Raw genomic sequence first — 12,729 nt, 5'->3', positions numbered from 1 at the left:
CAGGTACTGGCAGTACCTCGCAGGTCCTCGCGGACCGGCCTACGGTGAAGTCCGAGGCGGGACCGTCCGCCCGGGGCGTGAGCGTCGACGGCGGAGCGATGTCAGGAACGGGACCATGGCAGACAGAGACAAGAAGAGCGTGGCCGCCGAGGTCCGTGAGTTCCTGAGCACCCGGCGTGCGCGGATCACCCCCGAACAGGCCGGACTGCCGGTCTACGGCGGCAACCGCCGCGTCGCGGGCCTGCGCCGGGAGGAGGTCGCGCTCCTCGCGGGGATGAGCGTCGACTACTACGTACGCCTCGAACGCGGGAACCTCTCCGGCGCGTCGGACTCGGTACTTGAGTCCCTCGCCCACGCACTGCAACTGGACGAGGCCGAACGCACCCACCTCTACGACCTGGCCCGGGCGGCGACACCCTCAGGCCGCCGTCCGGCGGTGACCGCGTCCCGCGTACGGCCCACGATCCTGCGCCTGCTCGACTCGATGACCGATGTTCCGGCCTACGTGCGCAACGCGCGCTTCGACATCCTGGCCGCCAACACACTGGGCCGTGCGCTGTACGCGCCCCTCTTCGACTCGCCGCTGTTCGCCCAGCGCGGCCCGGTCAACAGCGCCCGCTTCCTGTTCCTGGACCCCGCGAGCCAGGGCTTCTGGGTCGACTGGGACAAGGGAGCCGACGACTCGGTCGCGTTCCTGCGCATCGAGACGGGACGCGCGCCCCACGACAAGGCACTGACCGACCTGATCGGCGAACTCACGACGAGGAGCGGCGACTTCGCCCGCCGCTGGGCCCGCCACGACGTGAAGTTCCACCGCTCGGGAGTGAAGAACCTGCACCACCCGCTGGTCGGGGATCTCGCACTGCCCTACGAGGCGATGGAGCTGCCGGCCGATCCCGGCCTGCGCCTCAACTTCTACACGCCCGAACCGGACTCCCCGGCGGCGGAGGCCCTGGGCCTGCTCGCCAGCTGGACGAAGGCCGGGACCGTCGTACCGACCGCGAACGACTGACCACCACAGACGACCACCGAGCACATCCGAGGAGAACCACTTCATGCACTACCGACCGCTCGGCCGCACCGGCGTCCACGTCAGCCCGCTCTGCCTGGGCGCGATGATGTTCGGCCCCTGGGGCAACGAGGACGAGGCCGACTCGATCCGCGTCGTCCACCGTGCCCTGGACGCGGGCATCAACTTCGTCGACACCGCCGACGTGTACTCCGCCGGTGTCTCGGAGGAGATCGTCGGCAAGGCCCTCAAGGGCCGTCGCGAGGACGTGTTCCTGGCGACCAAGTTCTTCATGCCGATGGGCCAGGACGACCCCAACCAGCGGGGCGGCTCACGACGCTGGATCATCCGCGAGGTCGAGAACTCCCTGCGTCGGCTCGACACCGACCACATCGACCTCTACCAGGTCCACCGCCCCAGCCCCGACACGGACGTCGCCGAGACCCTCGGCGCCCTCTCCGACCTCGTGCGCCAGGGAAAGATCCGCTACATCGGCTCCTCGTCCTATTCCGGCTCCCAGATCGTCGAGGCCCAGTGGGTCGCGCGCGAACGGAACCTGGAGCGGTTCGTGACCGAGCAGCCGCCGTACTCGATCCTGGTCCGCGGCATCGAGGAGGACGTGCTGCCCACGGTGCGCCGGCACGGCATGGGCACCCTCACCTACAGCCCGCTCTCCGGCGGCTGGCTGTCGGGCCGCTACCGCAAGAACGCCGCCGAGGGCCCCGCCTCCGCCGCCCGCCCCCAGGCCCGCTTCGACATGAGCACCCCTGCCAACCAACGCAAGCTCGACGCCGTCGAACAGCTCGCGCTTCTGGCGGAGAAGGCGGGCCTCACCCTGATCGAGCTGGCCGTCGCCTTCGTCGTCAACCACCCCGGCGTCACCGCGGCGATCATCGGACCGCGGACCATGGACCAGTTGGAGGCCTTCCTGCCCGCCGCCGACATCACCCTGTCGACCGACGTGCTCGACGCCATCGACGAGATCGTCGCCCCCGGCGTCACGGTCAACCCGGTCGACAACAGCTACGGCGACTTCGAACTCCGCGCGGACCAGCGACGCCGCTGACGCGCCCCGGACACATGCGGGTACCAGGTCGGGGCTGCGGCGGCCGTGGCCGACCCATGGCCGGCGCAGCCGACCGTGCGTCCGAGGACGGTCGCGGCCGGGTGAAGAGGCCCTGGGAGGTTTCGACCAGGAAGCTCTGGCGCTGCGGCGTCATGACAGCAGCCGTCGCTCCTTGGCGACGGCCACCGCCCCGGCCCGCGTCTCCACCTCCAACTTGCCGTAGATCCGCCCGAGATGGGTCTTGACCGTCGCCTCGCTGATGAAGAGGGCCCGGGCGATGTCCCGGTTTCCCAGGCCGCGGGCCAGCTGGCCGAGGATCTCGCGCTCGCGCTCGGACAGAGTGGGGCGCGGGTTGCGCATCCGGTCCAGGAGGCGGTCGGCCACCGGGGCCGACAGCGTCGTACGACCGGATGCGGCGCTGTGGATCGCGGTGAACAGTTCCTCGGGACGTTCGGCCTTGAGGAGGTAGCCCGTGGCGCCCGCTTCGACGGCACGGGTGATGTCCGCGTCCGTGTCGAACATCGTGAGGACCAGAACACGAGGGCCTTCCCCGGCGGTCAGTTTCCTGGTGGCCGTCACTCCGTCCATGCCGTCCCCGAGTTGGAGGTCCATCAGCACCACGTCGGGACGGACCCGGGCGGCCATGGCGAGGGCTTCCTCGCCGCTGCCCGCCTCACCGACCACCTCGATGCCGTCGGCGCTGGACAGCAGCGCGCGCAGCCCGGCCCGTACGACGGCGTGGTCGTCGCACAGCAGCAGGCGTACGGGTGCGGGTGTGTTCACGGGACGAGCTCCTCGCGCAGATCACGGACGACGGGTACGGCGACCGAGACGACAGTTCCTTCGCCGGGGGTCGATTCCACGTTCAGGGTGCCGCCCGACTGCCGGGCTCTGATCCGCATCGCGGGCAGTCCGTGGCCGCGTGTCCGGCCGGGCGCGGAGACCGGGGGAGCGGTGGCGTCGAAACCGCGGCCGTTGTCGGCGACGTCGAGGGAGATCTGGTCGTCCAGCCAGGTCAGGGTCAGCGCGGCACGGGTGGCGGCAGCGTGCTCGCGGACGTTGGCCAACGCGCCCTGGGCGATGCGCAGCAGGGCCGCCTCGGCCCGCTGGGGCAGCGGGCCCGGATCGCCGTCGAACCGGAACTCCACCGTCAGGCCGGGACCGCTCTCCCGTTCGGCGAGCGCACCCAGGGCGGCCGGCAGGGAGTGCTCGACGAGGTCGGCCGGTGCCAGGTCGTGGACGAACCGGCGTGCCTCGGCGAGGCCGCGGGAGGTGATCTCGGTGGCTTTGAGGATGTGTCCGTGGGCCGCTTCCGGGTCGGTCCGCCACACGCGCTCGGCCGCCTGCAGCAGCATCTGCTGGCTCGACAGGCCCTGCGCGAGGGTGTCGTGGATCTCGGTGGCCAGCCGCTGCCGTTCCGCCAGGACGCCGGCCCGCCGTTCGGTGGCCGCGAGGTCGCGACGGGTGCGGACCAGGTCGTCGATCAGGACGCGCTGGCGGACCGCTTGGCGCCGCAACCGCACCAGCACGGCGGTGGCGACCGCCGCGAGAGCCGGCGGGGCGACGACCATGTTGGGGTTGAGCGTGCCGTCGGCCACCCGTATCTCGGAGGCGACGACGAGCGCGGTGAGTGCGGCGGCCAGCGGCACCGCGAACCGTGGGGGCAGCGCGTACAGGCCGCCGAACAGCAGGGGCATGGCGCACCAGGTGGCACTCGGCGCGAGGGCGAGCAGCACGGTCCAGACCGCCGACACCGAACCCAGCCAGGCGAGATGACGCACGGTGGGCGCCGACCCCGGGCGGGGTGCGGGCGCCAGGAACTGCCCGAGGACGTACAGCAGACAGAAGACCGCGTACAGCGCCGGCGCCCAGTCTGCGCGCACCCCTCCCTGGTCACGGGTCAGGAAGCGCACGAACGACGAGCCGAGCAGCAGGAAGAACGCGGCGTGCACGACCACGGGCAACAGCCGTTCCTCCGGATCGATGTGTGCCGTCGCGCGTTGTCTCGTGTGCTCCATCCTTCGTGTCTAACGCGATGGACGGGACGGCGCATCAACCGATCGGCTGACATCCGGATCACCCGAACCGCCGCCGGATCAGCGCCCCTTGACCGAGCCGGGCACCCCGTCGCCGCACCGAGGCTGGCATCACCACCCCACCACCCACCTCGGAAGGGCGACGACCTCGTGCCCACCAAGAACCTCACCGCCAACCGCGCGGCCCTCAGCCACCGCATCGGCTACGCCCTGCGCCACCCCGAGCGCGTCCCCCGCCACCTGGCCCGTGCCACCCGGGACGCCTGGCTGCGCCACCGTCACCCGGACCACGTCTCCTACTACCGCGCCGTGATGCGCTCCGACACCCGGGCCGACCCGGACGCGGCGGTCGGCAGCGCCGGCCGGGAACGCTGGCTGGCCCTGGGCGCGATGCAGTTCGACTACCTCCTCGGCCACGGTCTGCGCCGCGAGCACCGCATGCTGGAGATCGGCTGCGGAAACCTGCGCGGCGGCTGGCGCTTCATCCGCCACCTCGATCCCGGGCACTACTACGGCCTCGACATCTCGCCCGACATCCTGGCCGCCGCGCAGGACACGCTCGTCGAGATGGGCCTGCAGAAGCGCCTCCCCGTCCTCACGCCCGTACAGGACCTGACCCTGCGCTTCCTGCCCGACGCGCATTTCGACGTCGTCCACGCGCACAGCGTGTTCTCGCACTCCCCGCTTCCGGTCATCGAGGAATGCCTCGCCAACGTCGGCCGCGTCCTGGCACCGGGCGGCTGGTTCGACTTCACCTTCGACCGCACGGAGGGCCGGGAACACCACGTGCTGCGGGAGGACTTCTACTACCGCACCGAGACCCTCGTCGCGCTGGCCGCACAACACGGCCTGAAGGCCCACTTCATGGAGGACTGGGAACAGCTTCCGCACGGTCAGTCGAAGCTCCGGATCACCCACTGAGTTCGTGCGGCATCCGAGGGCCGTGCCGTCCCTCCAGGTTCACATCCGACCCCCGTACCGATTCCGGCCCTCCGAGCTGGTGTTGAGGGCTGTACCCGTCGAAGGTGACGCCGTGCGATACAGAGTCGCGTTCCTCATCCTGTTTCTGATTCCGCTGCTGTGGGGGGCGGTGTCGCTCCTGAGAGCCGGATCGGCCTACGGGGCCGACTGCCCAGGGCTTGTGCTGGGCGCGGACGGCGAGTCTCATCCCGAGCCCATGAGACGTGGCGACAGGTGCGAGCTCTCTTACGACACGGAGACCGGCCACTCGATCGGCACCAGCACCTACCGGCAGGTGATGTTCGGCCAAGAGCTGAAGCGACGCAGTCTTTACTGGCAGGGAACGTTGGTCACGCTGTACGGATCGGCGGGGATGGGCATCGTCGTAGTCGCTGCTCGGAGGTGCAAGCTCGCGGCCCGAGACTGCGATGGCTCGCTGTTGTGCACCGCGCGCTGAACGCGACGGACCCGGTGACAACGACTCGTGCCGGGCGCGAAGGTGTTCTCATGGTGCTGCGCTATCGGACCAACGGTCCGGAGTTCGACTTCCCGCCCTTCTCCGGTCTGCCGCCGGTCCGTTACGTGCTGGCGTCGACACCCAGGTGCGGCAGCAACATGCTCGCCCGCGCCCTGTGGCACACCGGGCTGGCCGGTTTCGCCGAGGACTACTTCGCCGACGCCTTCGTGCTGGACTACTTCGAGCGGTGGGGGTTCGACTCCGGCGATCCGCAGGAGTCGGCGGCGGGCTATGTGCGGCGGTTGATGACGTACCGGACGAGCCCCAACGGCGTGTTCGGGCTGCGGATCCACGCGGGACATCTCGGGAACCTGGAGATCGACCCGTACGAGGTCCTCCAGGCACCCCGGTACATCTGGATCCAGCGCGGGGACCGGCTGCGGCAGGCCGTGTCGTACACCATGGCCGAGCAGACCGGTGTCTGGATCCTGGACGGGACCTTTCTGCCGGAGGGGAGCACGCGTGCCGCTCCCCGGTACAGCTATGAGGAGATCCGCCGACATCTGCGGATGCTCGACCGCGACGCGGCGGTCTGGGAGGACTACTTCGGCCGGCACGGTGTCACGCCCCACACCGTCGTCTACGAGGACCTCGTCGCGGACTACGAGGCGGGCCTGTCGGGCTGTCTCGACTTCCTCGGTGTCGGCGCCCCCGCGTCGCTGCCGGCTCCGGGGATCAGGCGTCAGGCCGACGAGGTGACGGAACGGTGGGTCGAGAGGTTCCTACGGGATCGTCGTGCTGAGCGGCCAGCGTCGTAGGCGGTACGGCGTCCACCACAGGTGGCGCCCGGCGCGATGGAGCAGGTTCTCGCGCAGATGACGCTCCAGGACCCGCTCCGTCGACGCCGACGCGACCACCGGGACGCCGTCCAGCAGCCCCTGGAACGCCGTGCTCCGGGGGGCGTTGACGACCAGGCGCCGGAAGGAGCCCCAGCGGTGGTCGCGGATCTCCAGGAAACCGGGGCCGCAGCGGTAGCCGCACTTCGCGATGTGGAACGAGCCGCGCCATGCCGTGACCACGTGGTCCTCGTTCTCCGCTCCCCGCGAGCCTCGGAAGATGGCCGCAGGAGGGTGCAGATGACTCAAAGCCTGCCACTCGGCCGGGTCGGGCATACGCAGGGTCCAGTCCACCGCGATGCCGTGGCTGGTGAGTTCCCGGATGACGAGGAGAACGGCTACCGCTGACGCGCTGTCCGGATCGGTGAGGTCCACGGACTCGTGCACCTGGACGAACTGGACGCCGTCGGCGGCGAGTTGGGCGACGGCGTCCACCGGGTTGTCCGGCGGTCCGTCGAGGGTGCCGCAGTGGATGCCCGGCAGGCGCATGGCCGCCGGGTCGCGGTCCTTCCACAGCGTCAGCTCCGGCTTCATCGCGTGTCTCCCGTGGAAGGGGCTGCCAGAGCCGGGACCAGCGCCGTGTCGTCGCCGTGCAGTCCGGCGTCGTCGAGCCGCAGCAGGTCCTGGTTGGCCACCGCGGGCGCGACCTGCACGTGATGACCGCCCTCGGCGAAGACCAGGCCGAGGGCGCGCCAGCGTGCCAGCAGCTCGGCGACGCGCTCCTCCGTCACCTGTCCGGCCGGCTCCCGCGCGTCCGCGCACCGGGCAGCGGCCTTGCGCAGCAGTGCAGTTGGGCTGTGCGGTGTGTCGAGCAGCCGGAACACCGTCACCTCGAACGGGTCGGTGAGGTCGAGGAGCCGCCAGGAGAAGTCCGGCCGGGTGTCGACCAGGACGATGTGTGTGCCGAGGTCGCAGTGGGTCAGGCGACTGCGCGGGTACGCCCGCGTCCAGTCGGCGACGGCCGTGCGCAGCCGGTCCAGACAGCCGCCGGCGATGCCCTGGTTCGTGGAGTCGAAGATGTACACCAGGTCGGCGAGTTCGTGCTCCGGCAGGTCGTAGATGTGGTGGTAGTGCGAGGCGGGGCGCAGGTCGGCGAAGCCCAGTTCCGGCCGGTCGAAGTAGGGGCTGAACCGCTCGACCTTCAGGCGGGTGGAGTTGGCCGGTGGTCCGAGATGGTGCAGCGCGGGCAACTGCTCGACGATCTCGTCGTAGTCCTGGTCGGTCTCCCCGGGGAAGCCGTAGAGGTAGTTCCAGCTGAGGTTGACGCCGACGGTCTCCGCGTCCCGCAGCAGCCGTACGTTCTGGCAGCCGGTCACCCCCTTGTCCATCAGCTTCAGCACCCGGCTGCTGAGGCTCTCCACACCGGGCTGCACGTAGCTGACTCCGGCCGCGTACAGCGTCGCCAACTGCTCGCGCCGCAGGTTCGACTTGATCTCGTAGCACAGCCGCAGGTCGTACCCGGACTCCTGGAGCAGCGGGGCCATGGAGTTGAGGTAGGCCATGTCGAGGATGTTGTCGGTGACCCACACGTCGAGGATGCGGTGGCGCTCGACCAGGCCGAGGATCTCGTCCACGAACCGCCGCGGGTCCTTGCTGCGGAACTCCATGAACGAGCCGTTGAGGCCGCAGAAGGTGCAGTGGTGCTTCTCGCCCCACCAGCAGCCGCGCGAGGCCTCCACCACCAGCCGCGGCTCCACCCACCCACCCGCGGTGGACTGCGCGTGCCGCTCGAAGTAGTCCCCGAAGTCGGGGGTGACCAGTGCTCCCGGAGGCAGCGGGGCGGCGTCCATGGGGTGGGCCACGGACCGGCCCCGCTCATCGCGGCGGCACAGGCCGGGGATGGCCGCCAGGTCGTCGGCGTCGCCGTCGCGGAGCGCGGCGAGCAGTCGTGGGAACGCGATCTCGCCCTCGCCGCGCACCACGAAGTCGACGTACTCGAAGTTGCGGTGCAGCGCTGCGCCCTGCGGGCCGTCGCAGTTCGCGCCGCCGAAGACGGTGGTGGTGCCGGGTGCCAGTTCCTTGACCACGCGGGCCGCGGCGAGGGCCGCCGCGTTCTGCGCGAACGTGGTGGTGAAGCCGACCACGTCCGGTGCCGTGGCGGCGATCTTGGCGGCAGTCTCCCGGACGAACAGCGGCGCGAGTTCGTGCAGTTCCCGTGCCTTGGCCAGCATGTGCTCCGGCATTTTCTCGCCGAAGTGTTCCGTGAACTCGGCCACCCGCCAACGGGGTTGACCGTTGAGCGCGGCCGAGAAGATCCACTCGCTGTGGCCGGAGAAGTACGAGGTCGAGCAGAACTCGTACTCGTCGAAGCCGTATTCCGTACGAGCGGACACCCAGTCGGCGAAGTCGAGGTTGGCGTGCACCACTTCGACGTCCGCGGCGCCGTCGGGGAAGACGTCGAGGATCCGGCGTTTGAGAATGCCGAGGGCGAGGGACGGCGCGTCGAGCGACGACCACGGCATGTCCACCAACACGATGTGCAAGGCGGTTCCTCTCCCCGTCACCACAGTCCGCGGCGTGCCAGTGCCCGCCGCGCGGTCTCGCGCCGGTCCGTCGCTTCGGCCTCGAAGGCGTCCGCCACCCGGCCGGACACCACGCCGTGAGCCAGCCCGGCGGACGTGGTGAAGTACGCGTAGTGCACTTCGTCCGCGCCCTGGGTCTCCCCGGAAGGGCGCCCACCGGTGGTGGCCGCCCAAGTGGCCACGGACGCCACCGCATACGCACGCACGGCGGCATGGCCCCGGTCGGTGGGGACGATCCCCTCCGCCTCGATCACGAACGACAGCGGCTGCTCGCACGTCAGCGAGGTGAACAGGGCGATCATCAGCTCGTGCGTCACGGTGTCGCGCAGCACCCCTGACCCGACGCCATCCACCAGGTAGGACGCGAACGCCTCCTCCGCCGACAACCCGGGGGCGGTGTACGGGATCAGCCGGTACCGGGCGAAGTGCGGTGAGCCGAGGAAGCCGGTGAGCAGGTCGGACTCCGTGGCATCGGCCTCCTGGAGCAGCCGCAGGCTGCGCGGGAACGTGGTCGCGAGGCTGCCACCGCTGCCGGGCCGCCAGACCTGGGAGCGCAACCGCCGCGCCGTGGTGTCCAGTTCGGCCAGGTCGACGGAGGCCAGGCACTCCAGCTCGCCGGGTTCCGCCGCTACCGCCTCGGCGCCCTCGTCGGCGAGCCGGGCCCGCAGGTCCGCGTCCAGCAGCAACCGCATGAGCAGGTCGGTCAGTTGCTCGCCGTCCAGCGACGCGCCCGGCTCCACCGCGGTCACGCCGCCTCCCCGTGCTGCCAGTTGACGACCAGGTCCCGCAGCCGCGCGTAGTTCCGCCGGGACTTCTCGACCAACTGCCCGTTCTCGCGGTACATCGGGTCCTCGTAGGACACCCCGAGAAGGTTCGGGCAGCGCGGCAGCAGATACTCCGTGAGCTCCAACTGCTCGTCCAGCAGGACGCCGTGGTGCAGGTCGCGGAACTTGCCGCCCACGATCTGGCAGCCCGACAAGTGCAGTTCACGGCAACGGTCGAGGGGCAGGGCCTCGATCCCGTCGTACATGCTCTTTCCGGTACGTCCCCTCAGCCACTGGTAGCTGAGCAGATGGCCGACGTCGAGCGTCACCCGCACATCGGCGTCGTCCGCCAGCCGGGCGAAGTACTCGAAGGCGTCCATGTGCCCCAGGACGAACGAACCGCCCTCGGTGAAGCCGGGGAACTCGACGTGCAGCGGCGGATCGAGCAGCCGGGCCGCCTCCGCCACGTTCCGGGTGGCGATCTCCAGGCCCGGCTCCGTCAGCGGCGGCGGAAGCGGATACGGCATCGGTATGCCGCGCAGGCTCCAGATCCCCAGGTCCTCGACCACCCAGGAGAAGCCGTAGCGGGCGGCCAGTTCGTTGGTGAACTCGGCGGCCGGGCGGCGGTCGTAGCGCTCGGGCGTGCCCATGTTCAACTCGGTCTGGTGGAAGGCGCGGGCCAGCCCGGTGGGCACCGCCGCGAAGAAGCGGTCGTACGCGCGCACGTAGTCGGCCGACCGTACGCGGGCGCGCGAGCGCGGCTGGAACGCGAGGGCCGAGTAGGCGAAGTCGCCGCCGTGGCGGTGCAGGAAGGCGCGGACCCGGTCGGTGACGTCTCCGCCGCCGTCGTCGCTCTCCACGAATCCGATGCCGCGCCTGCCGAGGCGTCCGCCGCCCCATGGCATGTCCATCAGGACCCCCAGGCCCATCCGGCCCGGGGCTTCGGTCACTGTGACGGTTCGAGTGCCGCCGGGTGCGGTGCGCGGCGGGTGCGTCATGACGAACTCCTGGCTGAGGGGGCCGGGTTGGCTGAATGTGCTGGGCCGGGGGTGCCCGCCGCCGCGTCGACCAGGCGGGCCAGCAGTCGGCGGCCGCGGTCGGTGCGGGCCGTGAGCAGGCCGTCGGGGCGCTGTTCCACGTCGCTGCGGGGGAGTGCGTAGAACCGCTCCCGGACGAGGTCGGCGAGGGTGACGCGGTCGGCCGTACGGTCGTCGGCGTACGCGGGCACGGCGCGCACCCACGTGTGCGGGCGCAGGGCCGCGACGGCGGGTGTGCCATGGCCGTTCGGGGTGCGGCGCGACGGTGCCGGGCCGCTCGCCCGGCCCGGTCTGACGGTGTCGAAGATCCGCACCAGCCGGCTCAGGGCCTCGGGGCGCGTCGGGCCGCCGGAGACGGACAGCGGGTGGCCGACCCGGCCGGACAGATAGCTCAGCTCGGGGTTGCCCACGAGGCGGTCCGACGTGTCGAGGGTGAGCCCGTACTCCTCCGGGCTGCCTACGAGCTTGCTGCCGGGCTCCGCCACCATCAGCTCCAGCGCGTCGATGCCGATCCGCCGCTCGTTGTCGACGAGGAAGCGCAGGGACGCCTCGAACTCGTCCGGCGTCTCGTCCAGGACCTGGCCCATCACGGTGAACCGGACGGTGATGCCCGCCGCGTCGAGGTTGTCGAGGATCCGCTGGTAGTCGGCCGCGCGCACACCCCGGTCCACCCGGTCCAACAGGCGCTGCGAGGTGCCCTCGTAGCCGACCGAGATCATCGCGCAGCCGACCGCGGCGAGATCGTGGCAGAACCCCGGGTCGGTCAGGGCGGACTCAAGCCGGCTGCGCACGCCGAACCGGACCCGTATGCCGCGTTCGCGTACCGCGCGCATCGCTCTCTGGATCAGCCGCAGGTTGGTGTTCTCGTCCGCGACCGACACGAAACGGGTACCCGTGGCGCGGACGACGGTCTCCACGGCGTCGGCGATCTGGGTCGCGGTGCCCTGCTGGTAACTCCCTTGCGGGAGCGACCGGTTGCCGTACGAACAGAACGCGCACCGCCCCCAGTAGCAGCCGACGCACGAGACGATCGCGAGTTCCAGGGCGTCGTTGAGATAGGAGCGGAACGGCAGTCCGGTGAAGTCGGGTGGTCCGAGGTCACGGAAGCGCAGGGTCACCGGGGGCCCTGTGCGCGGCTCGGCCCCGGAGCGTGGCAGCCAGGTCATGCCGGGGACGGCGGTGAGCGGAACCGTTCCGTCCAGCGCGTCCAGCCAGCGTTCGAGCGGCTGTTCCCCAGCGGTCGGGCACAGGGCGTCGACCGTTTCTCGGACTCCGGGCAGCCGGGCGAGGCTGTCGTGACGGAGCATCACCTGCTGGCCCCCCAGGCAGATCTGGGTGTCCGGCGCCAGCCGCCGGACCCAGGCGGCGATCAGCAGCGCGGGCGCGAGCTGGCTGAAGAACGCCACGGACAGGCCGACCACCCGGGGACGATGCCGGTCGAGCAGCTCGGTTACGAGGTGGTGCAGCGATGCGATCGGTACGTCCGACGCGGTGGGCGGCTGCTCCGCGGTCCGGCGTACGGCGTCGTCCAGCCGGCCGAGGTCCTCCCAGGTCCGCACCAGGAAGGTGTCGCGGACCAGCAACTCGAGGGCCAGGGTGGCGAGCCGGACCGCGCGGTCCGGGCCCAGCTCGCCGATCGGCTCCTTGTGCAGGACGTGGGCGCGCAACTCGCCGATGTGCGCGGCGAATACGTCGGCCACCGCCCGGCGGTACCAGTCGCTCACGGCCGTAGCGTCGCCGTCCGTGTCCTGGGCGCGGACCGCGTCGTCCAGCAGCGCGGGACTTCGCAGCAGCTCGTGGAGCACGGCGATGTTCAAGTCGGCCTGGTGCACCCGCCGACCCAGGCGCCGCAGATGGCCGGTCAGGTAGGGCAGGCTCAGATACGGGAAGAACCTGGCCTCGGTCTGCGGTGGGAAGATCAACAGGACGTCGGTGCGGGTAGGGTCCGCCGACTGGCTGGACGGCACGACCCACCTCCTCGT

General features: G+C 70.8%; 12 protein-coding genes. 5 read left to right on the top strand and 7 right to left on the bottom strand.

Annotation, left to right across the window (positions count from 1 at the left end; translation table 11 throughout):
* Positions 1–115: 115 nt before the first annotated feature.
* Together ACIRRY_RS19800 and ACIRRY_RS19795 are read left to right on the top strand one after the other, a co-directional pair.
* Positions 116–1,012, top strand: coding sequence for a helix-turn-helix transcriptional regulator (locus ACIRRY_RS19800; RefSeq protein ID WP_403974210.1), 897 nt, complete (start codon positions 116–118; stop codon positions 1,010–1,012).
* A gap of 43 nt (positions 1,013–1,055) precedes the next feature.
* A complete protein-coding gene (locus ACIRRY_RS19795) occupies positions 1,056–2,075 on the top strand; it encodes an aldo/keto reductase (protein WP_403974208.1) in 1,020 nt (339 codons plus the stop codon).
* Between the two features lie 150 nt (positions 2,076–2,225).
* On the opposite strand, the gene ACIRRY_RS19790 is transcribed toward ACIRRY_RS19795, so the two are convergent.
* Both ACIRRY_RS19790 and ACIRRY_RS19785 read right to left on the bottom strand, forming a co-directional pair.
* Positions 2,226–2,858 (bottom strand): response regulator, encoded by a 633-nt coding sequence (locus tag ACIRRY_RS19790; protein WP_403974206.1) that lies wholly within the window; start codon positions 2,856–2,858, stop codon positions 2,226–2,228.
* Positions 2,855–4,093, bottom strand: a complete 1,239-nt coding sequence (locus ACIRRY_RS19785) for a sensor histidine kinase (RefSeq protein ID WP_403974204.1) — start codon at positions 4,091–4,093, stop codon at positions 2,855–2,857. The genes ACIRRY_RS19790 and ACIRRY_RS19785 overlap by 4 nt, the downstream gene beginning before the upstream one ends.
* A gap of 168 nt (positions 4,094–4,261) precedes the next feature.
* Between ACIRRY_RS19785 and ACIRRY_RS19780 the strand changes: the two genes are divergently transcribed.
* From ACIRRY_RS19780 to ACIRRY_RS19770, 3 genes are all read left to right on the top strand, one after another.
* Entirely contained in the window at positions 4,262–5,032 is a 771-nt protein-coding gene (locus tag ACIRRY_RS19780; protein WP_403974201.1) for a class I SAM-dependent methyltransferase, read from the top strand.
* 112 nt (positions 5,033–5,144) lie between these two features.
* Positions 5,145–5,528, top strand: a complete 384-nt coding sequence (locus tag ACIRRY_RS19775; RefSeq protein WP_403974199.1) for a hypothetical protein — start codon at positions 5,145–5,147, stop codon at positions 5,526–5,528.
* Between the two features lie 50 nt (positions 5,529–5,578).
* On the top strand, positions 5,579–6,346 hold the full coding sequence (locus tag ACIRRY_RS19770; RefSeq protein ID WP_403974196.1) for a Stf0 family sulfotransferase: 768 nt from the start codon (positions 5,579–5,581) through the stop codon (positions 6,344–6,346).
* Here ACIRRY_RS19770 and ACIRRY_RS19765 read toward each other — a convergent pair.
* Genes ACIRRY_RS19765 through ACIRRY_RS19745 form a run of 5 tightly spaced genes read right to left on the bottom strand, consistent with a single transcriptional unit; the run spans position 6,311 to position 12,714 of the window.
* Positions 6,311–6,958, bottom strand: a complete 648-nt coding sequence (locus tag ACIRRY_RS19765) for a DUF5825 family protein (protein ID WP_403974193.1) — start codon at positions 6,956–6,958, stop codon at positions 6,311–6,313. The two genes, ACIRRY_RS19770 and ACIRRY_RS19765, sit on opposite strands and share 36 nt — an antisense overlap.
* Positions 6,955–8,898: a RiPP maturation radical SAM C-methyltransferase gene (locus ACIRRY_RS19760; protein ID WP_403974589.1), complete on the bottom strand. Its 1,944-nt coding sequence runs from the start codon at positions 8,896–8,898 to the stop codon at positions 6,955–6,957. Before ACIRRY_RS19760 ends, ACIRRY_RS19765 begins: the two co-directional genes overlap by 4 nt.
* 26 nt (positions 8,899–8,924) lie before the next feature.
* Entirely contained in the window at positions 8,925–9,695 is a 771-nt protein-coding gene (locus ACIRRY_RS19755) for a hypothetical protein (RefSeq protein WP_403974191.1), read from the bottom strand.
* Entirely contained in the window at positions 9,692–10,708 is a 1,017-nt protein-coding gene (locus ACIRRY_RS19750; RefSeq protein ID WP_403974188.1) for a DUF692 family multinuclear iron-containing protein, read from the bottom strand. Before ACIRRY_RS19750 ends, ACIRRY_RS19755 begins: the two co-directional genes overlap by 4 nt.
* Positions 10,705–12,714: a B12-binding domain-containing radical SAM protein gene (locus tag ACIRRY_RS19745; RefSeq protein ID WP_403974185.1), complete on the bottom strand. Its 2,010-nt coding sequence runs from the start codon at positions 12,712–12,714 to the stop codon at positions 10,705–10,707. The genes ACIRRY_RS19750 and ACIRRY_RS19745 overlap by 4 nt, the downstream gene beginning before the upstream one ends.
* Positions 12,715–12,729 lie beyond the last annotated feature (15 nt).

The organism is Streptomyces sp. NPDC101776, from assembly GCF_044766845.1.
Taxonomy (GTDB): Bacteria; Actinomycetota; Actinomycetes; order Streptomycetales; family Streptomycetaceae; genus Streptomyces.
This window is presented reverse-complemented; position numbering and strand designations above follow the sequence as displayed.